The sequence below is a fragment of the Pantoea sp. A4 genome (assembly GCF_000295955.2).
Classification (GTDB): Bacteria; Pseudomonadota; Gammaproteobacteria; order Enterobacterales; family Enterobacteriaceae; genus Pantoea; species Pantoea multigeneris.
In genome coordinates, this window is sequence record NZ_ALXE01000018.1 from 1 (window position 1) to 26,059 (window position 26,059).

The following is a 26,059-nucleotide window of genomic DNA, read 5'->3' on the forward strand; positions in this document are numbered from 1 at the left end:
CAGGGTAATCGGAGCGAGCCACGTCGCAGCCCGATTGCCCTGACAGGCCGAGGCATCTCGATTTCACAGACGAGTGTTTTGACCTTGACCCTTACCTTGCTCTGCTCTGCTTTACAGACAAAACAACCGTATCGATTTCGGAGAACAAGAACATCGGAGCGAACCATATCGCAGTCCGATTGCCCTGACAGGCCGAGGCATCTCGATTTTACAGGCGAGTGTTTTGAACTCAATCTGCACAAATTAAAGACAATTTATCCATTAAACCGCCATTTCATGATTCTGACTTTATATAATTGGCATTATATAAAGTCAGGACAAGGCTAAATAAAGCCTGTATCATCAGGATCTTCTTAGGATCCGTCGAAAACCGACGATTGCCGTGAATTTTACTGACGACGCTATGTGAATTCTTCAGGGTAATCCCCCTGCTTTATTTACAGAATCCACGTAGCGCGATCAATTGTAAGCAAGGAAAAGCGCCCTAATTATGTCGTTGATCACCCCAAACTCCACGTTACTGGCTCAGGCTAACGTCAATGAAGAGATTACGGCGCGTCTGCTGTCATTTATTCAGGATCGGGACGCCTTCTCTCCCAATACCTGGCGTCAGCTGATGAGCGTAATGCGCCTTTGCTTCCGCTGGGCTAATGATCATCAACGGGGCTTTTTTCCCTTAAGTGCAGAAGATCTGCGTGATTACTTGCAGCATCTACAACAGGCTGGTCGCGCATCGTCCACCATTGCAACCCACGCGGCACTGATTGCCATGCTGCATAGAAATGCAGGACTAGTCCCACCCAATCTTGATCCTCTGGTATTCCGCGCCATGAAAAAGATTAACCGATCGGCGGTGGTGTCCGGGGAGCGCAGCGGCCAGGCCTTACCCTTTCGCCTGGAAGATCTGCAACAGATCGATGCTTGTTGGCAGCAATCCAGTCGGCTCATTGAGCAACGCAATTTAGCCTTTCTTCATGTGGCTTACAGTACATTACTGCGTGTGAGTGAAGTTGCCCGCCTGCGCGTGCGAGATATTTCCCGTGCTGAAGATGGACGGATCATTCTTGATGTGGGCTGGACCAAAACCGTGGTACAGACTGGCGGTCTGGTTAAAGCGCTAAGCGGTTTATCCAGCGAACGTCTGACGGACTGGCTAATCAATTCGGGTTTGGTACATGAGCCAGACGCGTTTTTGTTTTGCCGGGTACATCGATCCAATCGTGTCCATCTACAGTTCGAAAAACCCTTAACGCTCCCGGCGCTGGAAGCTATTTTCCAAAATGCCTGGCACAGTATTGCCAGCAGCCGGAATGTTAAAGCCAATAAAAAACGTTATCTGAGCTGGAGTGGTCATAGCAGCCGTGTCGGTGCCGCTCAGGATCTGGCAAAACAAGGTTACTCGGTCGCACAAATAATGCAGGAAGGCACATGGAAAAAACCCGAAACCCTGATGCGCTACATTCGTCATGTGGAAGCACAACAAGGCGCGATGGTTGATTTAATGGAGAAGCGTGTCTTCCGCCAACCGCGTGACTAATGGACTCATCATACGATGAGACTTTTTTGCAGCGCTTCAGCGATAGCATTCAACGAACAAGGTTTAAATAAGCAGTCATTCATGCCCGCTTGCTTACAGCTGAGGCTCACTTCATGCAGTGCGCTCGCGGTAAAACCGATAATCCACACGGGATTGCACGACTTTTTCTGCTCAGCTAAACGGATCGCAGCGGCCAGCTGATAGCCGTTCATCACGGGCATATTACAGTCGGTGATGATGACATCAAATTTTTCTGAATGCCATTGCACCAATGCCTCAGTGGCGCTGCCAACTGTCTCGCACTCATGGCCCAGCCAGGTTAGCTGGCGCGACAACAGCAACTGGTTTGCATGGTTATCATCAACCACCAGGACAGTTAACTTTGTGCTAGCTGCGGTTACAGCGGTTGCCATATCCTCGGGTGCTGGTGGCGAAACTGCCGCCGGTAAATAAAACTCAGCACGCGCGCAGGTCCCTTCGCCCGGCTGGCTGCGCAAAGTGAGGCTACCCTGCATGGCCTGACACAAATTACGACTGATATACAGACCCAGTCCGGTCCCTGCCCGCCGGTTTTCTGCTTGTGCAAAAGGCTGAAACAGTGCGGCCTGTTGTTCCAACGGAATACCTATGCCGTTATCTTCAACTTCAATCACACAATGAACCTGGTTAAGGTCGACATTCCAGTTCTGTTCCAGTCGGAGCAAGACACAGCCGCGATCGGAATATTTAATCGCATTACTCAACAGGTTGGTCAGTATCTGTTTGATGCGCAGAGGATCGGCTTCCACATCTTGCTCGCTATTACCGCTGAGTTGCAGCACCACTTGCAGATTTTTTTCACTCGCCACTCCGCCAAACACTAAGCGAAGTTTCTCAACCAGACTGCGTAGATTCACGCGCTCAGGATGAAATTCATGATAGCCGCCTTCAATACGAGAAATGTCGAGCACATCCCCGATTAAACCGATAAGACTCTGTGCAGAATCATGCGCCAACTCCAGCGCCTGAAGATCCTGCTGCCCCATTTTCATCTGCCGAATCGCCATATCCAACATGCCGATCACCGCATTCAGCGGCGTGCGGATCTCATGGCTCATCGTTGACAAGAAGGTGGACTTGGCACGGTTGGAGGCCTCGGCTTTATCGCGCATTTCTCGTAATTCCAGCAACAGCGCCTGACGATTACTGATATCCATCCATCCGCCCATGACACCACAGGTGTTCCCTTCACTGTCCAGCCAGGGCTGCAACCATTGAAATACCGTACAGCTGTCTTGATCTCCATTCTGATGTTGGAGTTGATAATTGCGGTCTTCAAATCGCGCTTTACCCTGTTCGATCACCTGTTGCAGCAACTGATGCACACCAACGGCTTCTTCCCTGGTCAGGTTCCCCTGATATTCCAGTAACGTTGTACCTTTTACATGCAACCAGTCACTGGCGGTTTCTGCCAGATAACGCTGATTACAGTAGGTCAGAGCGCCATGCCGATCGCGCAGCCATACCGGAAACGGCGTACCATCAACCATCTGGCGAAGCAGCGTAAGTTGATCGTCAAGCTGGCGCTGAATTCGGGTACGTAATATTACCTGGCGACGTAAATGGAAAAGCCAGATGAGAGAAAAGAAGATCAGCAGCGCGCTCAGACCCATGCCGAATAATATCCAGGTCTGATACTTCTGCCAGAAACTTTGATGCACCACCAATGACTCCGGTCGCCAGCGGCTGGCCAGCAGATTCATATGGCCAAGCGGAATCGTCATCATGACTTTATCGATAATATCGCGCAGTTCCGGAACATGTTTCCCCACAGCAAAAGAAATAAAAGCCGGCGTCATACCTGCGGTATTCACGACTTTTAATTGTTCATGATAATGCCGGTTAATTTGATAGCGCGCAAAAATCAGGGTCATGATACCTGCATCAGCCTTGCGCTTCGCGACGCTGTCCAGTAGTGCTTTATCGCTCTCAACCCAGTAGATATTGATGTCGGGGTAATTTTTTCGCACCATGTCAGCCACTGATGTCCCCCTGATCAGCGCTAGTTTTTTCCCACGGAGGTCGGCAAGGTGCTGAATTTTCTCCGTCTCTTTATGGGTTAACAGCGCGAAGGGACTGGTTATGTACTGGCGGGTAAATAAGATGGAAGGTTCACGAGGTTTACTGGAAACCAGGGCCGACAGCAGATCGGCATTCCCTGCACTTACTGTATTCATCATCTCCTTGATGGTTTCCATCCGTTGAAAATTAAATTTAATACCGGTGTGTAATTCAACAATCCGTAAGATATCTGCCGCCAGACCATGTATTTCACCTGAGTCATCCACAAACGCCAACGGTGACGAGTAGTTATTATCATAGATTAACGCATTCACTTGGGGGTGGGCTGAAATCCATTTTTTTTCATTGTCACTTAACACTAAAGGCAGGGAATTCTCTCCCGACAAAAACAGTTCAGGCTGCCAGAACTGCTGTATGCTGGCAATTTCAGAACGGGTCAGTGAAGCAATCGCCCGGTTAATCAGAGAAACCAGCACCTGGCGGTTATCATTGAGCAAATAACCCATTTTCTTTTCAGGGAGTAGCGCATAACGCTCCGTTCGTAACCCGTCAAAGTCATTGTACCCCACCGTTTCACTGCCGCCCAAGAAGACCTGCTTATTACCATAAGCGACTGCGCTCAACGCGGCTTGGGTATTGCTATATAACCGAATCCTGGCCTTGGGATAAGTGTGTTGCACATTTTCAAGGGCTAAATAATCAACGGCAATTGCCACTTCCATGTCAGCGAGGTCAGCAGGGATGGGGCTGTGCTGATTTTTTTTGACCGCAATGATCGGTCTGTTTTCCGTGTACATGCTGCTACAGAGAAAACGAGAGGAGCAGCTGGTCACATCTATATCTGCCAGTAAATCAATTTCGCCGCGCGCTAGCGCCCTTTTCGCTTCGGTTAGGCTGCTGAAATGATAAGCCTCAAGGGTTAAGCCTAGCCGGTTGGCAATAATGGCAGAGTAATCAATGCTTACACCTTCGAATTCACCACGGTAATTTTGCGTTCGCCATGGGGGCGAAGGCTCGTTTAATAAGCCCAACCGGAGCTGATGCTTATTGCTCAGATAGTTTTTTTCTGTCGGAGATAACGGTAAAGCGATGTTATTAGTCGGTGCTATATGCAGCAATACATTAGCCTGCCGAATATTTTCACTTCGGGCAGTAAATGCCAGCATCAATAATAGCAGCATGAATATTTTCATGACTGCAACTTTTTTATAAAAAAACAACATGAGCATGGCTATCCAGGATAGAAGACGTTGCGAAAAAAAACATCTGGCATAAAAATAATACGACCATAAGATAACAATCTTTAATAAATTATTTGTCGTAATGACGAAAATCTAATTTATACCCGCTGTTTGATAACGATAATCGCTGCCAGGTAACACGGCTCTAATCTGGGTTCATTGATTGAGAAAAAAGTTCTGTGTCTTTGTTTAACAGTTGACATTTTTTCACGTGGTGGCGGAAATCAACTCGTGGGAAATGAGAAGATACTTTATCTCTGTTAATGAAAATAGCGCCACCCTCCGGTGGCGCTACTGTTCACTGTTTTGCCAGCCACATTCTCAATTGTAAGCCCCAGCGGCTGCTCCACCCGGTGGTCACACTTTTGACCTCGCCACGGTAAATCACGACGAAAGTGGGTGTGACATTAATTCCCCAATGTTGCGCCAGTTCACCGCGCTCATCATTAAGTCCCGGTTGAGGCAACGTTTTCTTTCTCATCCATTCCGTAACCCGATCATCATCACCTGAACGCAGTGCAACACTTAATACAGGGACACCTTCTGCGCTCAACGCTGCAACCGTGGGCGTCGTCAACTTACAGACACCACACCAGGTGGCCCAGACATAAATTAACACCGGCTGCTGTTGGCTGATCGCTTGCAACGAGAGTGATTCCCCATTCATATCCATCAACGACTGCGTCAACATCTGATCGGTGAGTTTGGGGGCGCGCCAGAGATCAAGGCCCCACAGTATTGAGGCCAGCAGCAACAGAAGCAGAACGCCTTCGCGCAGCAGGCGTTTCAGCCTTTTCATGTACCCTCAGCCAGCGCAGTTTTAACTGCCGCTTCTAACTGTTCATAAGGCACGGCACCCATAACCATCTGCTTGCCAATCAGGGTAGCGGGCGTTCCCTGCACCATCATCTGTTGAGCTAATGCCAGATTAAGCTGCATGGTCTGCTGGCTTTCTGGCGTCATCTCTTTCAGAACAAGACCGTTTTTCTTCAACGCTGCCTGAAGGGTTGCATCCGTATGATCGCCCTTTTTGCTCATTAAGGTCTCATGGAATGCCGCAAATTTTTCCGGCTGCTGTTGCCAGATGCTGATGGCGTAGCGCGCAGAGGTCATAGAGGTTTCACCACGGTAAGGCAACGGCTTTATGATCACCGCCACCTGCGGGTACGCTCGCATCAAACGTTCCAGATCGGCCTCCTGACGCTTACAGAACTGGCAGTTGTAATCCGTGAAATTCACCAGGGTCAACTGCGGCTGTTTAGCCCCCAGTCGCGGTGAATAAGCATCTTCATATAACGCAGCGTGATTTTTTTGATGGCTTCCTGCAACATTGACTGCTGGTTTTGCGCTGCCTGTTTATCCCACGCGTCTGCCGCTTCCGCCAGGATTGCGGGGTTGCTGACCAGGGTTTCACGCACCAGCTCGCGCACCCGTGCTTCCTGATCGGGTGTCAGCGCGGTCGATGCCATCAATGGAAATGCCAGCAGAGATAAGCTTAGAAGCAGAGATTTTTTCATTTTTTTGCCTTATTAGCATTGAACTCAGTCAAAAGATCCTCTGTATTGAGCAGAGGTGAGAAGATGTGTCCGTCCGGGTGAGCCGGACTGTAGAGTTGATTAAAGGGAATGGCCGCTATATTACGCTGGCGCAAGAATTCACTGATGGCAGGATCGGGTCGTGTCCAGTCGCCTTGTAATAGCGTGACATTGGGTGCCAGGAGCGCCGCGCGTACTTCTGGCTGGTTGAGCACGCGCAACTTATTCACCTTACAGGTAATGCACCAGTCAGCTGTGACATCAACAAACACCAGGCCGCCTTTCGCCCGCGCCTGTTGTAACGCTTCTTCCGTTAACGGCTGCCAGGGCAATCGATCGCCTTGGTCAGGTTGGGGGGAAAAATGCCAGGCCGCTGCGGCCACCAACAAAACAAGTGGCAGCAATACGAGCCGAACCCGATCTCGCTGCCGCCACAGTAGGACGACCAGCAACAGCAGTAGCAAAGAAGACACGATGACCACGATCTGTTGACCCCAATGCGGCTGGAGTAAGGTGATCAACCAGCCTGTGGTCAGCAGCAACAAGAGCCCAAGCACCGTGCGCAGATGGATCATCCAGCGGCCTGGGCGTGGCAGAAGGCGTGCGATTCCGGGCATTAATGCCACGGCTAGCCAGGGCAAACTCATTCCGATACCAAGGAACAAAAAGAGTAGCCAAAGTTCGGGTAACGATGCGGTCAAGGCATAGGCTACGGCGGTGCCGAGAAACGGCGCACTGCACGGTGTCGCGAGTAAAGTGGCGAATGCGCCCTGGAAAAAATGCCCGCTCAGGCCATTTCCACCCTGGGTTGCCATGCGAGTTGTGAGCCCGGAAGGCAGCTGCAAATGCAGCAGATCAAACAGACTTAAGCTGAAGATAAACGTCACCAGCACCATGACAACGAGGAATCCGCTGCTCTGGAACTGTATTCCCCAGCCTAGCGCCTGCCCGCTCAACCGCAGCAACGTCATCATCAGCGCCAGTAACATAAAGGAGACCAGAATTCCGCCACTGGAGGCCAGAAACTGTTGCCGGGTTTGTCGCTGGGTTTGACCGGTTTGTTGCACCAGACTGCCCAGTTTCATCGCCAGCACCGGCAACACGCACGGCATCAGGTTGAGGATTAGGCCGCCAGCCAATGCCAGCAATATCACCATCAAAAAGCTTTCACTGGTATTTTGCGCTAAAACCTTATTGCTCAGCGTAACGTGACTTTGCTGGGCGATATCACCGTCAGCAATCACCAGAGAAAGTGGATGCCCCACCTGGCTCTCCGGTTTATCACCCCATTCATCGGTCGCGGATACTCGTGCTGTTAACATCGAGCCTTTGACCTGAATATCGGGTTCTCCCAACATCACCTCTGGCGGGTAATCAAAAAACAGCGCGGGGCGCTCCCAACCCGCTGCACGTTCTGCCTTAACTTGCAGCGTGTTTCCCACCCAGCTGGCTTCAAGTTGTTCCGTTACTCCCTCAGCTGGCGGAACTCTACCCATTGCTCGGGCGTAGTCGGCCTGAAAAATAGCATCTGCCGGGGTTAATGGGGGAAGCTCAAAGGGAAAATCACTGAGGATGCAGACATTACTGCATGAGGAGAGCGTCAATACGCCGCGCAGTGGCCCTTCCGCTACCTGACTAAGTTCAATCGGTATAGTGACATCACCACGATAACCCTGTGTAGTAAAACCACTGACCGAAAAACGTGTCGGCAGTGGCCAATGCCACTGGGCCTGAACCGCGCTATTTTCCCACCGTATTTCTGGCGCTACGCCGCCTTCGCCTGGCGATCGCCAGTAGGTTTTCCAGCCGGAAGCCAGCCGAATATCCATCAGCATGCGGGGTTGTTGTTGCAAAGTAGCGCCACGCAGGCGCACTTCAGCATAAGGATTCGTATCACTGCGCTGCCAGCCCGTATCGGCCGCAAACGTCGATGCGCTGAGGAACAGCAGTGTGAGTAGCAAGCGCTGCAAGATAGCAAACATAGTTATTTCTCCGGTTAATAAAAATGGCACAGGTCGAAACTGTGCGTTTTATTCCCGGAAAACACAGAAAGTGAGATGTCTTCTTAACCTCGGCGGGCGGTAAGAAAGTGTAAATGACCAGACTGAAACCACGATAGACCGCGTCGCCAGCGCCAACAACAGAAACAGTAAAGGGATAAACAGGTTTTCAATGACTGGGGGGTGAGAGAAAAGCGATTTTTCACCCAGGGAACAGGTCATCTCACTGCCATCAGCGATGAGTTCGCTGAAAGATGATGAAGCGAGAGAGGGCGGTAAAGGCGTTGGCTCCTGCACCCTCTGTGCCAGACAAAAGATCATCGCAAGGCAAGCCAGCGCGAGAATCCATTTTGCACAGTGGTGAGGTCGAGTCATTAGCGGGTTCCACAAAAAAAGTGCGGCTATGATAAGCGCGCAACTCGCAGGAAAACGTCACGCCATGTAAAAATTTGTCATCGATAGAAAATAAATGACATCTATAACTTACACGTCATGCTGTTTACCCTAACCTGTTGATCATACTGACAACGTCAAGCCCTGGCTTAATCATTTTCCCACTTCAAGCCCGGTCTTGGGGTGAGTTCGTCGTTTTAGTGCCAGGCTGTTTTTTTTTCAGTCTGAGAATGGAAACTATGCTTCGAAACGCCCTATTTGTGTTGGTAATGCTGAGTAGCACGCCGCTTTATGCGCTAACCCTGCAACAAGGGGAAAACGTATTTACACTAGATCCCGCCACGTTGCGTATCCATGTTAATCATCATCTGTTAAATCAAGGTGTTGTCGCGCAGCAGGTTGCATCGCTGCAACAGGATGAACGTGCTGCCCAATGGTATTGGCCCGGCAAGCAGATGCACATCAGTGCCAGCTTGCAAGATGGTGATCTACTCCTGACATTTCAGACCAGTACGCCCCAAACCTTGAACTGGTATCACTTACCGGATAAAGCAGAGACCCTTTTACTGCCGATTGGCGAAGGGAGTCGTATCCCCCTTGACGATCCTGAGTGGCGTGTCTACTTGCAGCAAGAAATGAACGCGATCAATACCCACTGGGATTTAAAATTACCGCTCTGGAGCCAGCAACATCAGCAGCAGTGGATCAGCTGGCTGATGCTCAATCCCTACGATAATGAACTCCAGTTCAGCGGGGATGCCACGCGCGTAGCGATGCAAGCCAGTCACAAATTTAGTCCGATGAGCCTTGCTACCCCTTTCCGCGTGCTACTCACGGTGGGAGACACCCCGCTTTCAGGTGCTATTCGCTATCGTGAACAGCTGCAACAGCAGGGACAATTTTCATCGCTTGCTGAAAAAATGGCGAAAACGCAGGATGGCAACAAACTGATCGGGGCCAGTCATCTCTATTTGTGGGGTAACGGATTGCTGGCCGCAGAGAATGTGCGGGACTGGCCCGGACTCTTAGATTGGCTAAGATCGGAATCGGGCATCGAACTCCGCCAGAGGTTAGCGAAGGATGTTGTGGCCGACATTCAACAAATGGGGAGCCAAAGGCCAGAAAAGTGGCAACAAATACAGCTGATTGAAGCCTTGAATCAGGCGATTAGCACGCAGGTCAAAGGCATAAAAACAGATGTCGTCAGTTCCGATCTGACTCCTCAGCAACAGCAAGCGGCTGCCGTGCGAGACTGGACACAACAACATCTGGCGCAGTGGCTAACACCGTCAAACACGTGGGGCCAGAGTTTGTCGCTCCCCTTGCTGGAAAATTTGCAACTCGCTGGTTTGCCTCGTCTTTGGTTAGGAACGGATAACTGGACGGCTGCGTTACTCAATCCCGCTGCGATCGGCCAGGCCAAAAAGGCAGGCTGGTTAGTGGCCAGCTATGACTCTTACGATACCGCCATCCCTCGTGGTATCAATAACAACTGGCTGACTGCGCAAATACCGACAAATCTCGGGGAAAAGTGCGCCATCGTCAGAGAAAACGGAACACGGTTGCCGGGATTTGGTGGTGCCGGTTATTACCTCAATCCAGGCTGTATGCTGGACTGGTCACAGCAGCGCATGCAGTCTCTGGTGGCGACTAGCGGCATTAATAGCCTGTTTCTGGATGTCGACGGAACGGCAATGGTGCGTGATGATTTTCATCCCCGGCATCCCACCTCTGCGGCTGAAATGGCCACGGCAAGGAACCAAAGGTTGGCGTGGGTTGGCGAGAAACTGGGTATCCCGGTGGGCTCTGAAGATGGCAATGCGTTAACGGCTCAGCATTTGTTGTTTGCGCATGGCACTGAAACCTGGGGATTTGGCTGGCAGGATAGGTCGATCCACCAGGATAAAACCTCGCCGTGGTTCCTGGGTGCATGGTGGCCTGAGAGTCAGCCCGCACAGTTTTTCCAGCCGACGAAGCTCAAGCCGCGTTATAAAACCGTGGTGTTCGATCCCCGCTATCGCGTACCTCTCTATCAGGCTGCATTTCATGATTCGGTGATCGCGACGCACCACTGGACCTACGACAACCTGAAGTTTCCCGAAGTGAAGCGAAACCGTGATTTGCTGAGTCTGTTATATAACACCCCTCCACTGTTCAACCTGTCACGTGCTTCACTCGCGCTACGTTTGCCTGAAATTGTTAAAATGGATCGTCTGTTCCGCCCGATGCACGAAATTTTGTGGGATAAAGCACTCGTGGATTTTCGCTGGCTCGATGAAACAGGCTGGGTACAGCAGACACGCTTTAGTGATGGTTCACTGCTTAGCGCTAATTTTAGTGACGTTGTCCGTGCCGGTATCCAGCCCTATGAGCTGGTGATGCACAGGCCAAACGGTGAGGTAATACGTTTCTCGTTGTGAAAAACATCCCGCCCCAGGTTGGGCGGGAGTCGACATTATTTCGCGAAACCTTCCGTGGAGATGGTCAGCGTGACGTCATCACTGACCGCCGGAATGAACTGATCTACTTTAAAGTCTGAACGTTTCAGCGTTGCAGTGGCATCAAAACCAATCGCCTGCTTCTTCGCCATTGGGTGTTCACCCTGCTTGTTCAGCGTGGCGTGCAGCGTAACCGGCTTGGTAATGCCTTTGATGGTCAGGTTGCCTTCGACATCAAACTTGTTGTCGCCGGTTGCCGTCACTTTCGTACTGTGGAACACCGCCGTTGGGTATTTAGCCGTATCAAAGTAGGCGGCAGTCAGAAACTCCTGGGTCAACTTTGGCACGAAAGTGTCGATTTTACTGACCGGCAGAGTGACATCGACACGGGAGAGCGATGGGTTTTCTTTATCAAACACCACGGTACCCGTGGTACCTGGAATTGCGGCCGTTGGGTGAGAGAAACCGAAGTGGGTCCAGGTGACAATCACCGAGGTATGCGTTGGATCAAGCTGGTATTGAGTCGCAGCCGCCTGGCTGAAAGGCACGTACAGGCTAGCAATAGCCAGTAAAGGTAACGCAACACGTTTGAATGATTTCACTGCACAATCCTTATTAAAATTTATCGACTTATGCAGTCTAGGTGCATATCGACTATTTGCGCCAGTGAAGAGATTTGTTCGAGCTATTCAAATATATTCAGTAATATCGGTGGGTTATAATCACTTTCATCTATTTATTTACTGTTTTCCACTGCTAAACAGCATTCGCCACTGGCGACGCTGACTTAACAATTGCTGATGCAATGCCAGTAAGTCAACGGCCGTTAGTTGGGTGTTTGTCTCTTCAGGAAGTTCGGCCAGTCCCGCTTCACGGCGCAAGTTACGTTGCAGCGTCGTGGCAATGTTTTGTCCTTGCGCCTCATGCAGCAGGCGTTGCACATGCTGCTGAATGTCTTCCTGGGTGAGCTGTGCAATTTGTGCCGTCATATTGCGCATAAATGCCTTGAACTCCGCCAAAAGCGTGGCAATGGGCACATCAGGGGATTGGGCCGCCAGTAACACACCGTCCCGATCGCCACAGCGTAAATAACGACATGTCACCGCATATCCCACCTGCAATTCAACCCGCAGTCGCTGGAAAAACAGCGGCTCATAGCAACGTGCCAACACCTGCAATGCCAGCAATGAGGCTGGTGTGGCGTCCAGTAGCGGAATAAACAGCAGGAGTGCATTTTCATTACCAGGGTGAGCAATGGGTTGCATTTGTCGTGCCGGGCGCGCCTTTTCAATCGCGGCCAGCGGAGGTAAAACGGCCATGCGCGCGGCCAGTTGCTGTGCCAGGGTGCGATCGCCACCCAGTAATGCACCTTGCCACTGACCACTGCCCGTTGAGGCCAGCAGCACGCCTGGCAACGCAGCCAGCAGTTGGCGTAACGCGATGCTCTCCGGTGGAACTGGATGAGCCGGAGACGTGGATACCAGCGCGTCAGCGATGTGTTCCATCAGCCACTGCGCCGCACTGTGGTTCGCCGGGAGTTGCAGCGTGAATTGCCAGATGCCCTGCACTTCAGCCCACTCAGCCTCACCGCCGAGATGGCGTAACCAGGCAAAACTGCCGCCTAGTTGCCCGGCCAGCGCCCGGCCACGTGCCGCGTCCGGACTACAGTGCCATGCCGGGCGCAACAGCAATGTGGCAGGCCAGTTATCCGGTTTGAGATGTAATAAACCCGCGCCGTCAGCGAGAACGGCGGGTGCTGGCTCTGGCAGCGGTTGGGGATAAAACGTAAATTTCCAGCGGGCTTCTGGACTTATAGCAGGTAAAGACCAGGAAGAACGTGAAAGCGTATACCCTTGCGTCACACAGATCTGAGTTGGCGCATCGGGTGACACCCACAAACAGACGCCTTCTTTCAGTAACGGCAGCAGTTGATCAAGACGCGGAATGGCAGAGTCGGGCGCAAACCCAAGCGTCTGCTGGCGCACTTTCTCCAGTGGTGTCAGATTATGGAAGCGACGTAGCGCTAACTGCTGATAATGCGCTTGCTGTTGCGGGCTGGTCTCTGCCAACTGAGTCAACCACTGTTGCCACGCGGCTAACAGTTGATCGGGGGTGTCGGTAACAAACTTAACGGCTGGCCAGCAACTGTTATCGCCCGTGCTAAGCCAGTGGAAGCTGATTTCGTGACAGAAACCCTGCTCACGCAACTGTGCCAGCAAACTGCCGGGGGCAGCATCTAATGCGAACTCATGCAGCAAAGTGACGCTGTCACGAACTGCATCATCACTTCCCTGCATCAGCCAACTGATCCACAGTTGCTGCGGGCCACTCTGCTTCAACTGGGCATGGGGAGCCGCGACAAGTTGTGGCAGTGGCTCAGCGGCGCGCGCAGTGCCTTCGGGCCAACCGACCACAAACTGCCGGGCCAACTGCTCAAGCTCATCCAGCGACTGCGGACCACTCAGCCGTAACTGGGCATTCTGGCTGACGTAATAGCGCGCATGAAACGCTACTAAAGCCTGACGTAATAGCGCGGTGTCTTCACCAAAACAGGCCAGGCTACCCACATGAAAATCCCGAAAACAGGCCGGGTTTTCAATACTGTGTAATAAAGCGGCTTCCGTGAGTGCGGGGAGATGTTGCTGCAATAACCGGTACTCGGCATCGATAACACGACTTTCTTGTGCAATCGCCGCTGCGGTCAACTGCGGATGCAAAACCATGTCTTTTAGGCGCGCCATGCCATCATGCAGGGAATTCGCTGGCACCTGCCAAAAGTACGCGGTTCGATAGGCTAACGTGGTGGCATTGACTTGCCCGCCCAGCGACTGCACCCAGGGCATCAGACGCTGTTGGCCGGGAAACTGCTCTCCACCGCTAAACAGAAGATGCTCCAGCAGGTGCGCCAGCCCAGACCAGCGGGCTGGCTCATCATAACTGCCTGCTTTGACTTGCAGCAACGCAGCGCCCTGTGAAGCGCCAGGTTGATGGCTGAGGTGCAGCTCAAAACCGTTGCTGAGCCGCAGCAGGCGCTGATTTTCATCCATCAGAATACGTTGGACTTATAGATCAGCTGCGAATTTACCCGGTTACGGAACTGCAACTGGGATATCTGCATATCGTTGCAGCTAGCTTCGCGTCGCGCTTCAAGAATTTTACCGTGATGCTCAGACTTGCTGCACACCGGATCGGCGTTATCGGCATTACCGGTCAACATAAAGGCCTGACAGCGGCATCCGCCAAAGTCCTTCTCTTTTTCATCGCAGCTGCGGCACGGCTCTGGCATCCAGTCGTAGCCGCGATAGCGGTTGAAGCCAAAGGAGTTGTACCAGATATCATCCAGCCGCTGTTCCAGTACTGAAGGGAACTTAATGGGTAACTGACGCGCACTGTGACAGGGTAACGCAGTCCCTTCTGGCGTCACGCTGAGGAAGATCGCTCCCCAACCGCCCATACAGCCTTTAGGCCGCTCTTCGTAGTAATCTGGCGTCACAAACAGCAGGTTAGAAAAGTTACCGCTGGCGCTCATTTTCTCGCGATAACGATTCACCGTCGCTTCTGCATCCGCAATCTGTTCGCGCGTAGGCAACAGCCCTTTGCGATTCAGATGTGCCCAGCCATAGAACTGGCAGGTCGCGAGCTCAACGTCATCGGCTTCCAGCTCAATACACAGGTCGATGATTTTATCGATCTGATGAATATTATGGCGATGCAGTACAAAGTTAAGCACCATCGGATAGCCGTGGGCTTTGACCGCTCGTGCCATCTCCAGCTTCTGCTGGAAGGCTTTTTTCGAACCGGCCAGCGCCGCATTCAGCGTTTCATCACTGGCCTGGAAGCTGATCTGAATATGGTCAAGACCCGCTTCGGCAAAAGCATCGAGCTTTTTCGGCGTCAGGCCGATCCCGGAGGTGATCAGGTTGGTATAGAAACCCAAATCACGGGCGGCCTTAATCAGTTCAGGCAGATCTTTACGCGTCAGCGGTTCACCGCCAGAAAAGCCTAACTGCACGCTACCCATGGCGCGTGCCTGACGAAAAACGTCAATCCACTGTTCGGTGGTCAGCTCTTGTTCCTGCTGAGCAAAGTCCAGCGGGTTTGAGCAGTAAGGGCACTGCAACGGGCAACGGTAAGTCAGCTCCGCCAACAGCCAGAGCGGCGGGTTAACGCCAGTTTTATGCGGGTTCACGACACATTATCCACTTCTGTTCAATCGCAGATTGCAGGAACTCTTTTACATCCTCGCCTACGCCACCCGCTTCCGGGAAACGTGCGTCAAGAGTAGCAATAATTGCGGCAACGCTCTGTTTGCCGTCCACTAACTCCAGAATCAGCGCGGCGGTTTCGTTCAGTTTCGCCATCCCTTCTGGATAGAGTACAACATGGCTCTCCTGAGCCGCTTCCCACTGCATACGGTAGCCGCGACGGAAAGCCGGGATTTGCAAATCATTCATGATGTTATACCAGTCGGGTTGTGTGCCACGCCGCTTTATCGGTGACGGTGTGATACGGTGCGCGATTCAGTTCATAAGCCATGGTCATGGCATCCAGCATGGTCCAGAGAATATCCAGCTTAAATTGCAAGATTTCCAGCATGCGGTTCTGCTGTTCAGCGGTGGTAAAGACTTCCAGCGCCAACGCCAGGCCGTGCTCAACGTCGCGATTTGCCTGGCTCAGACGGCTACGGAAATAGAAGTAGCCCTCTTCTTTGATCCACGGATAGTGCTGCGGCCAACTATCGAGACGCGACTGGTGGATCTGTGGGGCAAACAGTTCAGTTAAAGAACTGCATGCCGCTTCCTGCCAGTTCGCCCGACGGGCAAAGTTCACATAGGCATCTACCGCGAAGCGAACGCCTGGCAAAACATGTTTTTCCGACAGCAGGTCTTCACGGTCGATCCCCACGGCTTCACCCAGACGCAGCCAGGCCTCAATACCGCCCTCCTGGCCGTTACTTCCATCATGGTCAAGAATACGCTGGACCCACTTGCGACGGACTTCCGGGTGCGCGCAGTTCGCCATTATCGCCGCATCTTTCAGCGGGATATTGGTCTGGTAGTAGAAACGGTTTGCTACCCAACCACGGATCTGTTCCGGCGTCGCGTTACCCTGATGCATCGCAATATGATACGGGTGATGAATATGATAATAGGCGCCTTTAGCGCGTAATGCCTCTTCAAAGGCTGCGGGGCTTAAAGCCTCAGTGATCGCCATAATTTAGTCCTGCAGGTGGATCGCCATACCGTCCCAGCTCACTTCAATACCCTGTTGTTTCAGGTACTGGCGCTGCGGCGATTGCTCGTTAAGAATGGGATTGGTGTTGTTGATGTGAATCAGGATCTTGCGCTTCGCCGGCAGTTTACCGAGCAGTGCCATCAGCCCTTTTTCTTCAGCCAGCGCCAAATGGCCCATGGCTTTACCGGTGTTTTTGCCCACGCCGGTCGTCAGCAGTTCATCATCCTGCCAAACGGTACCGTCGATCAGCAGGCAGTCGGCACGCTGAAGCCACGGCATAATCACATCATCGGGTTCGCCCAAGCCTGGGGCGTACAACAGCGTCTGGCCGTTGGCGGTGTTCTCGATAAACAGTGCCACGTTATGGCCTGGCAGCGGGCGGTCGCGGAACGGTGAGTAAGGCGGCGCGTTGCTGAGAATCGGGATAGCTGTAAATTGCAGATCGCGGCACACGTCGACGCGGAAAGGGGCCAACGGGGTCAGAGGATGATGCTGTAAACCGCCATTCCAGTGCTGCAACATGGTGAAAATCGGGAAGCCGGTGGTGAGGTCGTCATGCACTTCTTTGGTACACCACACCTGATGTGGGCAACCTTCGCGCAGGCTCAACAGGCCGGTGGTATGGTCAATTTGACTGTCAGTCAGAATGATTGCGCCAATATTGGTGCCACGCAGCACTTCGGTTTTATTCAACTCTGGCGTATGCGCAATCTGTTGGCTGATGTCGGGTGAGGCATTACACAACACCCACGTTTTACCATCATCACTGATGATAATTGAAGACTGAGTACGCGCGCTGGCCTGAATCGTGCCCTGGCGTAAACCGGCACAATTGGCGCAATTGCAGTTCCACTGGGGAAAACCACCCCCTGCGGCGGAACCGAGGACTTTTATAAACATGAAGAGGAACCTGGTGGGAAACAAAATGCCCGCACGAAGGCGGGCATAAACATCAACGGTTGGAGATGTACAGAGTCACTTCCAGGCCCAGACGCAGATCAACGAATTCAGGTTTTTTCCACATAATATTCTTCCTCAAGAGTCATTAAACACACACTAATCCAATGGGGATTATCGAACCAGATGAAACTACCCATCCAGTTTATCGATTTAGCGCGAGAGAATGTTGCGCCAATGTGCGGTTGAGATCAAGTTGTTATGAACAGGTAATCATAACTAACGTAACAACTGGTTCATAATTCGCTGCCAGTTTCGCCAGGCTAACTTCTCTAACGTCTGCTGATCATAGCCTGCGGCACGCAGTTGCGCGAACAGACGCGGCAGGCCACTAACGTCACCTAAGTCATTGGGAACAGAGATGCCATCAAAATCGGAACCAAGCGCAACGTTCTCTTCCCCTGCGACATCAATCAGATGATCGATGTGCTTGACGATAACCTCTAGCGGCGTGTCGCTATTGCGTTGCCCATCCGCGCGTAAGAAAGCGTTACCAAAATTAACACCAACTATACCTTTGCTGGCGCGGATGGCCCGGAGCTGTTCATCGGTCAGATTGCGCGGCTGTGCGCACAGAGCATGGGCATTTGAGTGCGTGGCAACCAACGGCTGGGTCGTGAGTCGCGCTGTGTCCCAAAATGCCTTTTCATTCATGTGCGAGGCATCAATGATCATGCCTGATTCCGCCGCCTGTTGGATCAACCGTTCGCCAGCAGGTGTCAAACCCGGCCCCGTATCGGGTGAACCGGGAAACGATCCGCTGATGCCGGTACCAAAACGGTTCGGCAGATTCCAGAATGGACCGATGCTGCGCACTCCGGCTTGATAGAACGCTTGCAGCCCCTCGCCTTGTTCATCCAGAGCATCTGCGCCTTCAATGTGGGCAACGGCGGCGATCACGCCCTGTTCACGACAGGCAGCAATCTCCTCGCCAGTCCGGCATAACCGCATCTTTCCTGCGCTCGCGTCAATCAGCTGTTGCAGGATATCAAACTGCTCCCACATCACACTCAGGGGATCGTAAGGCAGTTTGGCCCGCTCCGGCAGCATCTGTGCCAGCCGGTCAGGTGGCAAAACGAAAATGGCGAACATCCCACCGGTAAAACCGCCGCTGCACATGCGGTCATAGTCAAGGTGACCGTTTGGGATGCCATTGAAAAAGGCTTCTGCTGGCGCGTCACGGTGATACATCCACAAACGCAACAACAGGTCGTTGTGACCGTCAAATACCGGTAATGTGTTCATGATTTTCCTGCAAAAATGGCATTTCTCTTATGCTAACACCAATAGTTCACTGCTGCTTAACCTCAAACCCCTGCCAGAATGTCGCTTTGACATTCAGCGGTTGGCTAATCAGCCCATGTTGCTGATAAAAATCGGCGGTGGCTTGCTGTTGTTCAATCGTCCCGCTATCGATGCTTTGCCAATGAGACTGTCGCCGGGTAAAGGCTTTTTTCGCTGCATCGGCGGGGAAGCCAATGATTTTTGCCAGCGTTTGCGAGTAGGCATCAGCATGGCTATTGGCCCAGCGATCGGCGGCGGCGAGGCGATTAACGTAATCCTGTAAGGCTGCACGCTTAGCTTCATCTTTTAGTGCGCTGTCGGTCACAGCAAGGAAACTGTTCCCCGTCGCGAGTCCGGTGCCCGGAACTAATACGCGCCCGCTGTGAGTGGTTTCCACCAGGGCGGTATACGGGTCCCAGGTTGCCCAGGCGTCGACGTCCCCTTTGTCCAGTGCCAGACGCGCATCCGCCGGTGTCAGAAACCGCCAGCTAACTTCACTGTCTTTCACGCCTGCCTGTTGCAATGCTTTCAACGCGACAAAATGTCCAATCGATCCCCGTCCGGTGGCAATACGTTTTCCTTTCAGGTCTGCGGCGGTTTTCAGCGTTGAATCGCTGTTAACCACCACAGCCGTGCCATAGGGTGCTGATTTGCTCACCGCCACCGCTTTAACCGGTGAACCGGCTGCGAGGGAAAACAACAGCGGCGCATCGCCAATAATCCCGGCATCCACTGCCCCGGCATTCAGGGCTTCAGCCAGGGGCGCAGCCGCCGGAAACTCAGCCCACTCAATGTGGTAAGGCAAATTTTGCAACTGCTGTGCGGCTTCCAGTTCAGCGCGCATATTTCCCTTTTGGTCGGCAATACGCAGCGTGACTTCTGCTGCATGGGCGTGGGCCGTTAGTAACAGGCTAAGAGCGAAAAAACGCGATAATTTCATGGAGTTTCCCTGTGTGATGTGTGGTGCCAGAGTAAACCGCCAGGGAGAAATCGTTGTTGCCGATTCCGCATGAGCAATGCCAGTTGGCAGCTAAAGGTGTCACTTATGCAGGATGGATTGTCAGTTTTGCAGGCGCGACAGAGTAAACCATCGCGCCACAATAGGAAAAAACACAGGAGAATCGCCATGCTGACCCAGCCAGAAAACAAATATCGCCCTTTCCCCACGGTTAACCTGCCTGACCGCCAGTGGCCCGCGCAGACGCTGAACAAAGCCCCCCGTTGGCTCTCGACAGACCTGCGCGATGGCAACCAGTCACTGGCGGAGCCGATGGATGCGGCACGTAAACTTGAGTTCTGGTCACTGCTGCTGGCGTGCGGTTTTAAAGAGATTGAGGTGGCCTTCCCATCCGCCTCAGAGACGGATTTTCGCTTTGTGCGTGATTTGATCGAACAGCAGCGTATCCCGGAAGATGTCACCATTCAGGTGCTGACTCAGGCGCGGAGCGATCTGATTGAGCGCACGTTTGCCGCGTTAGAAGGCGTCCCTCGCGCTATTCTGCATCTCTACAATGCCACTGCGCCGTTGTTCCGTGAGCGCGTATTCCGCCAGAGCAAAGCCGAAATTATCGAGCTGGCAACGCGTGCGGCACGTGAGATCCGCAGCGGCTGTGAGCAAAACCCAGCAACTGCCTGGACATTTGAGTACTCACCGGAGACGTTTTGCTTCACCGAACCTGAATTTGCGCTGGAGATTTGCGAGGCAGTGGCTGAAATCTGGCAGCCCGGTCCCGAACGCCCGATGATCATCAATTTACCGGCGACGGTAGAAGTGAACACCCCTAACGTCTATGCCGACCAGATTGAGTATTTCTGTCGCCACTTTAGCCGCCGCAAAGAGGTGTGTATCAGTGTTCATCCCCACAACGATCGCGGTACTGGCATAGCGTGTGCCGAGCTGGCATTACTCGCCGGGGCTGATCGGGTTGAGGGCTGTTTATTGGGCAATGGTGAGCGTACCGGAAACGTCGACCTGATTACCCTCGCCTTAAATCTCTATACCCAGGGTATCGCACCGGGGTTAGATTTCAGCGAGATGAAACAGGTGATTGAGGTGGTGACGCGCTGTAACCAGTTGCCGGTGCATCCGCGCCATCCTTATGCCGGGGAATTGGTATTTACGGCTTTTTCCGGTTCGCATCAGGATGCGATCAAAAAAGGCTTTGCTATCCGCCAGCAGCAGCAGGAAACCCTGTGGCAGATGCCTTACCTGCCGCTCGATCCGGCGGATATTGGCTGTAGCTATGAGGCGGTGATCCGCGTGAACAGTCAGTCAGGGAAAAGTGGCGCGGCCTGGCTGCTGGAGCAAAATCACGGTTTGCAACTGCCGCGTGGATTACAGCAAGACTTTAGCCAGCGGGTGCAGCGCGAAACCGACCGGCACGGGAAAGAGATGACCCAGCACAGTTTGTGGCAACTGTTCTGCCATAGCTACGGCACCGACACACCGCTGCTGCAGCTGGAACAGGCAGAGAGCCACAGTGGCCATGGGGAGCAAACGCAGCTGCGTGCTAGCGTGCGCAAGCAGGATCAGGTGCTGCGTTTGCAGGGCAATGGCAATGGTTTACTCTCGGCAGCGACCCACGCGTTGCGCCAGTCGTTGGGGTTGGTGGTGAGTATTGAGGACTACCACGAACATACGCTGGGCAAACGCAGCGACAGCCGTTCAGTGGCTTACGTTAGCTGCCTGAATGCTCAGGGTGAACGCAGTTGGGGCGTGGCGATTGATAATGATGTGGCGCGTGCTTCGTTGCAGGCGTTGCTTAACGCGGCAGCCGCTACGATCCCGCCGGGAAATATTCCGCCGGTGACACACCCAGCAAACGACGAAACATCGCGCTAAAGGCACTCGGGCTTTCATAACCGAGATCGAGGGCGACACGTAGCACCGAGTCGCCCTGTGCCAGCCGCGTCAATGCAATCACCAGCCGCGCCTGGCGCACCCAGTCACTGAAATGCAGCCCGGTTTCGCGCATAAAGTGGCGCGCCAGCGTGCGCTCTGCCACATTCAGCAGGGCTGCGGCACGGGCCAGCGTCCAGCTCTCTCCTGGCGCTTGCTGTATCTGTTCACACAGGCGCAGCAGTCGCTCTGACGTTGCACCTGGCAGGGCAAAAGGCAGAACATCCAGACCGCGCAGTTCATCAAGAATTAATTCGTAAATCCGCTCTTCTCGCGTGCCGGGTTGGTAACTTTCCGCGAGCGTCAGTGCGCTCACAATCAGTTCACGCAGCAGCGGGGAAATCTGTACCACCTGACAACTGGCGGGCAGATCCGCTCGTGCGAGCGGATCAATAAACAGCGTGCGAGCCGCTACGCGCCCGGTGATGTGCAAAGCATGGCGAGTAAATGCAGGTAACCAGACGCCACGACTGGGCGGCACAATCCAGCTTCCCTGCGCGGTATCCACGCGTACCACGCCGCTTAACGTATGAATGAGCTGCGCACAGTGGTGAAAATGCCAGGGTTCACCTTCCCCATGCTGATAATCATGTGCATAGGGAACCAGCGGACGATGGGTAAAATCAAACTGTAGCTGCGCGCTCATTATTGGTTACACTGTCACTTTTTCAGGTATTGATGAATGACGGCAAGGTCTTGCTGGCCGAAGCCCGCATCTACCGCATCCTGCCAGACATTAACAATGTTTGCTAACGCAGGCAGTGAAGTCTGACCTTCTGCGGCTTCCAGCGCCAGGCGCGCATCTTTCAAGGCCCAGATCAGGTGCATTTGCGGTGTGAAATCTTCGCTGGCCATCATGCCCAGCTTGGCTTTGGCGTAAGGTGCAGCCAGTGGGCCACCTTCAATCACCTGCCACAGGTCATCCGGCGTAAAGCCAAACTGTTCGGCCAGGCGTGTGCTCTCCGCCAGGCTTTGCACCATACCGATCAACCAACTATTCACCACCAGTTTCATGCGTGAACTGGCCCCGGCTTCACCCAGCCAGCGTGTGCCTTTGCTAATAGCCGCAAACACCTGCTCAGCCGCCTGCGCTTTGCTCTGATCGCCACTGGCGATCACCAGAATCTGTGCATTCTCAGCCGGAGCTTTGGTCCCGGAGACCGGCGCATCGATAAAGGTCACATCGCTACGCTGTGCGGCGAAATAGCCGATCAGTGCATCGGTTTTCTCAACCCCAATCGTGCCCATCTGACAGACGGTTGCGCCGGATTTCAGTGTCTCACTGACATCATGCAGTACCTGTTCGGTGGTTTCGCCGTCAGACAGCATGGTCAGCACCACATCTGCGCCCTGCACCGCCTGTTGCGCGCTGTCTGCCAACTGCAAGCCGTGGTCTAACAGGTCTTCGCCGCGCGCTTTAGTGCGGTTCCAGCCCTGCACAACAAAATCATTTTTCAACAGGTTGGCGGCAAAAGCGTGCCCCATTGCGCCTAAACCCAGCACAGCCACTACGGGTTTGCTCATCGTATGTCCCTCTATTTATTCATCTTTGATTGTCTTTCAGACTACATCAGATTGTCATCACGCAGCAGGCGCGGTGTGGCATTAATGACAGAAAACCGTAAGGGAATATGTTGATTAATCGTTTTCCCGCCAGAACAAAAGCGTTTAACATAAGCCCCACTCCACACGTAGACAACTAATTTACTTAACTTTTTTACGGTCTTTCACCATGAAAATTGCCTTATTACGCCAGGCACCGCTATCCATGCTGCTGTTGCCAGTGGTGTTGCCACTGCCGCTGTATGCCGCCGATGCCAGCAACACAATGGTTGTTTCTGCCGCCCCTGCCGCCAGCGGCTTGTCCGAACTGGATACGCCCGCTGCTGTGAGCGTGGTTAGCGGTGATGATATGCGCCAGGCGGCTCCACGCGTCAATCTCTCCGAGAATCTCAGCAGTGTACCGGGCTTGCAAATCCAGAACCGTCAGAACTACGCGCAAGATTTGCAGCTGTCGGTGCGTGGTTTTGGTTCCCGCTCGACGTTTGGCGTGCGCGGAATCCGCATTTATGTCGATGGGATTCCGGCTACCATGCCTGATGGTCAGGGGCAGACGTCTAACGTTGATATTGGCTCTATCGATCATATTGAAGTGCTGCGCGGCCCGTTTTCTGCGCTGTATGGCAACTCGTCCGGTGGGGTGATCAATATCGATACCCAAACCGGTCAGCAGCCCACCACGCTGGAGGCCGGAACCTGGTTTGGTAGCTACGGCAGCTGGCGTAACAGTTTGAAGGTCAGCGGCGCGACGGGCGATGGCACCCATGCTGGCGATGTAAACTACACCGTTTCGACTTCACGCTTTACCACCCACGGCTATCGCGATCACAGCGGTGCAGAGAAGAACCTTGCCAACGCAAAACTCGGTGTACGCCTGGATGATGCCAGCACCCTGACGCTGTTGTTCAACAGTGTGCACGTGAAGGCTGATGACCCAGGTGGCTTAACGCCCGATATGTGGCGCGCTGACCCGCATCAGGTTGCCAGCAACGTCAGTATCTACAACGCACGCAAGACGGTTGATCAGACCCAGGTCGGGCTGCACTACGTGCGACAAATGGGTGAGAATGATGACCTGAGCGTCATGATGTACGCCGGTATCCGTGAAACTACGCAATATCAGTCACTGCCCGCTTCATCACAAAGCAGCGCAGCGCACCCAGGCGGCGTAATTGATTTGACCCGTCACTATCAGGGCATTGATACACGCTGGACGCATCGCGACACCCTGTTCTCGATTCCGGTCAGTTTCACTGGCGGCGTTGACTACGAAACCATGATGGAACGCCGCAAGGGCTACCTCAACTTCAGTAACAACGGGACCAGCACCGATTATGGTGTCATGGGCGATATGCGTCGTAACGAACGCAACCTGATGTGGAACCTCGACCCGTATCTGCAAACCAGCTGGCAGCTCACCAACAAGCTGTCACTGGATGCCGGTCTGCGTTATAGCTCGGTTTACTTCGATTCCAACGATTATTACATCACTACCGGAAACGGCGACGACAGCGGTAGCACCAGCTATCACCGCTGGCTGCCAGCAGCAGCGCTGAAATATGCGTTTGATGACAGCTGGAATGCCTACCTGTCTGCCGGTCGTGGCTTCGAAACGCCAACCATCAATGAGCTGGCCTACCGCTCTGGCGGCGTATCAGGCCTGAATATCAATCTGAAACCTGCCACCAGTGACACCATTGAACTGGGCACCAAAAAACGCATTGGAAATGGCCTGATCTCTGCGGCGGTGTTCCAGACCGATACACAAAATGAAATTGTCACCGACACCAGCAGCAACGGGCGATCGACTTACAAAAATGCCGGTCAAACCCGTCGTCGTGGTCTTGAGTTAGGACTGGATCAGCAGTTTGCCTATGACTGGCGTCTGAAAGCCGCCTGGACATTACTGGATGCACGCTACCGCACCAACGCTTGTGGCACCGCTAACTGTGATGGCAACCGTATTCCAGGCATTGCGCGCAGCATGGCGTATGCCGGTCTGGAATATGCCCCGGAACAGGGCTGGTACGGTGGTGCAGAGATTCGCTACATGAGCGATATCGCCGCTAATGACGCCAACAGCGTGAAAGCACCGGCCTACAGCATCACCTCACTGAATACCGGTTATAAATGGCTGTTGAACAACTGGACGCTGGATATGTTCGGTCGCGTCGACAACCTGTTTGATCGCAACTACATCGGTTCTGTGATCGTCAATGAGAGCAACAGCCGCTATTACGAGCCAGCGCCAGGTCGCAACTACAGCGTGGGTCTGACCGTAACGTACGCCTTCCAGTAATAAAAAACCCCGGCACAGCGCACTGTGTCGGGGTTTTCACTTCGTAATATCAGGTTAGCCCAGCTGTGCAATCACTTCAGCTGTGGTGCCGGTTTCACCAAGGCGTGGGAAAATACGCTTGATGCTGTTCTCGTGAGTTTCGAGATTAAGGTCAGTCATCGCATCCACGGCCAACGTGACGTTGTAACCTAACTCATAAGCCTGACGAGCGGTAGACTCTACCCCGATGCTGGTTGCAATACCGCAGATCACCACCTGGGTGATGCCGCGTTGTTGCAGCTCTTCATGCAGAGCGGTCTGGTTGAATGCACCCCAGCTATGTTTGGTAATGGTCAGATCGCCTGATTGTGGCGCCACTTCGTCAACTAAGGTTGCCCAGTCCGCAGGCAGTTCACCCGCATGACGCGCCTGTTCGTTACGGCCTGGCGCACCGCCAGCCACATTCACCAATACCACCGGCAGGTTTTTGCTGCGGAATGCGGCGATCAGTGAGGTGCTAAGGGCAATCACCGGTTTTGGATCGTGAACCACCGGCAGGCGGATAATACCGTGTTGCAGGTCAATGACGATCAGCGCGGTTTTTGCATCAAGTGTGGTTACGGCCATGGAAACTCCTTAAA

At 53.2% G+C, this 26,059-nt stretch carries 19 protein-coding genes and 1 pseudogene; 4 read left to right on the top strand and 16 right to left on the bottom strand.

Annotated elements, in window-relative coordinates; genetic code table 11:
• Positions 1-490: 490 nt before the first annotated feature.
• A complete protein-coding gene (locus tag B880_RS0103900; protein WP_017346062.1) occupies positions 491-1,537 on the top strand; it encodes a tyrosine-type recombinase/integrase in 1,047 nt (348 codons plus the stop codon).
• A gap of 8 nt (positions 1,538-1,545) precedes the next feature.
• Here B880_RS0103900 and B880_RS24690 read toward each other — a convergent pair whose 3' ends face one another.
• From B880_RS24690 to B880_RS0103920, 4 genes and pseudogenes are all read right to left on the bottom strand, one after another.
• Positions 1,546-4,779 carry an ATP-binding protein gene (locus tag B880_RS24690; RefSeq protein WP_192841066.1) on the bottom strand — a complete coding sequence of 1,078 codons (3,234 nt, stop codon included), beginning with the start codon at positions 4,777-4,779 and terminating at the stop codon, positions 1,546-1,548.
• A 358-nt stretch (positions 4,780-5,137) separates the two neighbouring features.
• Entirely contained in the window at positions 5,138-5,638 is a 501-nt protein-coding gene (locus B880_RS0103910; RefSeq protein WP_017346064.1) for a protein disulfide oxidoreductase, read from the bottom strand.
• Positions 5,635-6,356, bottom strand: a pseudogene (locus B880_RS24695) (DsbA family protein). The gene B880_RS0103910 and the pseudogene B880_RS24695 overlap by 4 nt, the downstream one beginning before the upstream one ends.
• Positions 6,353-8,356: a protein-disulfide reductase DsbD family protein gene (locus tag B880_RS0103920; protein ID WP_017346065.1), complete on the bottom strand. Its 2,004-nt coding sequence runs from the start codon at positions 8,354-8,356 to the stop codon at positions 6,353-6,355. Before B880_RS0103920 ends, B880_RS24695 begins: the two are co-directional and overlap by 4 nt.
• Before the next feature lie 650 nt (positions 8,357-9,006).
• On the opposite strand from B880_RS0103920, the gene B880_RS0103925 reads away from it, so the two are divergent.
• Complete coding sequence (locus B880_RS0103925) at positions 9,007-11,187, top strand: glycoside hydrolase (RefSeq protein WP_051005677.1); 2,181 nt, start codon at positions 9,007-9,009, stop codon at positions 11,185-11,187.
• Between the two features lie 35 nt (positions 11,188-11,222).
• Here B880_RS0103925 and B880_RS0103930 read toward each other — a convergent pair whose 3' ends face one another.
• From B880_RS0103930 to B880_RS0103965, 9 genes are all read right to left on the bottom strand, one after another.
• Positions 11,223-11,807 carry a YceI family protein gene (locus tag B880_RS0103930; protein WP_017346067.1) on the bottom strand — a complete coding sequence of 195 codons (585 nt, stop codon included), beginning with the start codon at positions 11,805-11,807 and terminating at the stop codon, positions 11,223-11,225.
• Positions 11,808-11,945: 138 nt separating this feature from the next.
• Positions 11,946-14,252, bottom strand: coding sequence for a pyrroloquinoline quinone biosynthesis protein PqqF (gene pqqF, locus B880_RS0103935; RefSeq protein ID WP_017346068.1), 2,307 nt, complete (start codon positions 14,250-14,252; stop codon positions 11,946-11,948).
• On the bottom strand, positions 14,252-15,394 hold the full coding sequence (pqqE, locus tag B880_RS0103940) for a pyrroloquinoline quinone biosynthesis protein PqqE (protein ID WP_017346069.1): 1,143 nt from the start codon (positions 15,392-15,394) through the stop codon (positions 14,252-14,254). The genes pqqF and pqqE overlap by 1 nt, the downstream gene beginning before the upstream one ends.
• Positions 15,381-15,659: a pyrroloquinoline quinone biosynthesis peptide chaperone PqqD gene (gene pqqD / locus B880_RS0103945; RefSeq protein ID WP_017346070.1), complete on the bottom strand. Its 279-nt coding sequence runs from the start codon at positions 15,657-15,659 to the stop codon at positions 15,381-15,383. The genes pqqE and pqqD overlap by 14 nt, the downstream gene beginning before the upstream one ends.
• 4 nt (positions 15,660-15,663) lie before the next feature.
• Complete coding sequence (pqqC, locus tag B880_RS0103950) at positions 15,664-16,419, bottom strand: pyrroloquinoline-quinone synthase PqqC (protein WP_017346071.1); 756 nt, start codon at positions 16,417-16,419, stop codon at positions 15,664-15,666.
• Positions 16,420-16,422: 3 nt separating this feature from the next.
• On the bottom strand, positions 16,423-17,340 hold the full coding sequence (gene pqqB / locus B880_RS0103955) for a pyrroloquinoline quinone biosynthesis protein PqqB (RefSeq protein ID WP_017346072.1): 918 nt from the start codon (positions 17,338-17,340) through the stop codon (positions 16,423-16,425).
• A gap of 52 nt (positions 17,341-17,392) precedes the next feature.
• Positions 17,393-17,464, bottom strand: a complete 72-nt coding sequence (pqqA, locus tag B880_RS25885) for a pyrroloquinoline quinone precursor peptide PqqA (RefSeq protein ID WP_010617686.1) — start codon at positions 17,462-17,464, stop codon at positions 17,393-17,395.
• 152 nt (positions 17,465-17,616) lie between these two features.
• A complete protein-coding gene (locus tag B880_RS0103960) occupies positions 17,617-18,642 on the bottom strand; it encodes a dipeptidase (protein ID WP_017346073.1) in 1,026 nt (341 codons plus the stop codon).
• 46 nt (positions 18,643-18,688) lie between these two features.
• Positions 18,689-19,621, bottom strand: coding sequence for an ABC transporter substrate-binding protein (locus B880_RS0103965; protein ID WP_017346074.1), 933 nt, complete (start codon positions 19,619-19,621; stop codon positions 18,689-18,691).
• A gap of 186 nt (positions 19,622-19,807) precedes the next feature.
• Here B880_RS0103965 and leuA point away from each other — a divergent pair, with 186 nt between their 5' ends.
• Positions 19,808-21,523: a 2-isopropylmalate synthase gene (leuA, locus tag B880_RS0103970; RefSeq protein ID WP_017346075.1), complete on the top strand. Its 1,716-nt coding sequence runs from the start codon at positions 19,808-19,810 to the stop codon at positions 21,521-21,523.
• Here the strand turns inward: leuA and B880_RS0103975 are convergent.
• Complete coding sequence (locus B880_RS0103975; protein ID WP_017346076.1) at positions 21,459-22,226, bottom strand: AraC family transcriptional regulator; 768 nt, start codon at positions 22,224-22,226, stop codon at positions 21,459-21,461. The two genes, leuA and B880_RS0103975, sit on opposite strands and share 65 nt — an antisense overlap.
• A gap of 14 nt (positions 22,227-22,240) precedes the next feature.
• Positions 22,241-23,104 (bottom strand): NAD(P)-dependent oxidoreductase, encoded by an 864-nt coding sequence (locus B880_RS0103980; RefSeq protein ID WP_017346077.1) that lies wholly within the window; start codon positions 23,102-23,104, stop codon positions 22,241-22,243.
• 208 nt (positions 23,105-23,312) lie between these two features.
• On the opposite strand from B880_RS0103980, the gene pqqU reads away from it, so the two are divergent.
• Positions 23,313-25,439, top strand: coding sequence for a TonB-dependent receptor PqqU (gene pqqU / locus B880_RS0103985; RefSeq protein ID WP_026042413.1), 2,127 nt, complete (start codon positions 23,313-23,315; stop codon positions 25,437-25,439).
• Positions 25,440-25,493: 54 nt separating this feature from the next.
• Here pqqU and B880_RS0103990 read toward each other — a convergent pair whose 3' ends face one another.
• The gene (locus B880_RS0103990; protein WP_017346079.1) at positions 25,494-26,045 is read right to left on the bottom strand and encodes an isochorismatase family protein; all 552 of its coding nucleotides are present in this window, start codon (positions 26,043-26,045) and stop codon (positions 25,494-25,496) included.
• Between the last annotated feature and the right edge of the window lie 14 nt (positions 26,046-26,059).

What these genes read in the sequence shown, in the direction of transcription:
- B880_RS0103910 (WP_017346064.1), bottom strand. Translation starts at nt 5,638, where the DNA reads ATGAAAAGGCTGAAACGCCTGCTGCGCGAAGGCGTTCTGCTTCTGTTG.
- pqqB (WP_017346072.1), bottom strand. Translation starts at nt 17,340, where the DNA reads ATGTTTATAAAAGTCCTCGGTTCCGCCGCAGGGGGTGGTTTTCCCCAG.
- B880_RS0103960 (WP_017346073.1), bottom strand. Translation starts at nt 18,642, where the DNA reads ATGAACACATTACCGGTATTTGACGGTCACAACGACCTGTTGTTGCGT.
- B880_RS0103900 (WP_017346062.1), top strand. Translation starts at nt 491, where the DNA reads ATGTCGTTGATCACCCCAAACTCCACGTTACTGGCTCAGGCTAACGTC.
- B880_RS0103920 (WP_017346065.1), bottom strand. Translation starts at nt 8,356, where the DNA reads ATGTTTGCTATCTTGCAGCGCTTGCTACTCACACTGCTGTTCCTCAGC.
- B880_RS0103965 (WP_017346074.1), bottom strand. Translation starts at nt 19,621, where the DNA reads ATGAAATTATCGCGTTTTTTCGCTCTTAGCCTGTTACTAACGGCCCAC.
- B880_RS0103980 (WP_017346077.1), bottom strand. Translation starts at nt 23,104, where the DNA reads ATGAGCAAACCCGTAGTGGCTGTGCTGGGTTTAGGCGCAATGGGGCAC.
- B880_RS24690 (WP_192841066.1), bottom strand. Translation starts at nt 4,779, where the DNA reads ATGCTGCTATTATTGATGCTGGCATTTACTGCCCGAAGTGAAAATATT.
- leuA (WP_017346075.1), top strand. Translation starts at nt 19,808, where the DNA reads ATGCTGACCCAGCCAGAAAACAAATATCGCCCTTTCCCCACGGTTAAC.
- pqqU (WP_026042413.1), top strand. Translation starts at nt 23,313, where the DNA reads ATGAAAATTGCCTTATTACGCCAGGCACCGCTATCCATGCTGCTGTTG.
- B880_RS0103975 (WP_017346076.1), bottom strand. Translation starts at nt 22,226, where the DNA reads ATGAGCGCGCAGCTACAGTTTGATTTTACCCATCGTCCGCTGGTTCCC.
- pqqC (WP_017346071.1), bottom strand. Translation starts at nt 16,419, where the DNA reads ATGGCGATCACTGAGGCTTTAAGCCCCGCAGCCTTTGAAGAGGCATTA.
- pqqF (WP_017346068.1), bottom strand. Translation starts at nt 14,252, where the DNA reads ATGGATGAAAATCAGCGCCTGCTGCGGCTCAGCAACGGTTTTGAGCTG.
- pqqD (WP_017346070.1), bottom strand. Translation starts at nt 15,659, where the DNA reads ATGAATGATTTGCAAATCCCGGCTTTCCGTCGCGGCTACCGTATGCAG.
- B880_RS0103925 (WP_051005677.1), top strand. Translation starts at nt 9,007, where the DNA reads ATGCTTCGAAACGCCCTATTTGTGTTGGTAATGCTGAGTAGCACGCCG.
- B880_RS0103990 (WP_017346079.1), bottom strand. Translation starts at nt 26,045, where the DNA reads ATGGCCGTAACCACACTTGATGCAAAAACCGCGCTGATCGTCATTGAC.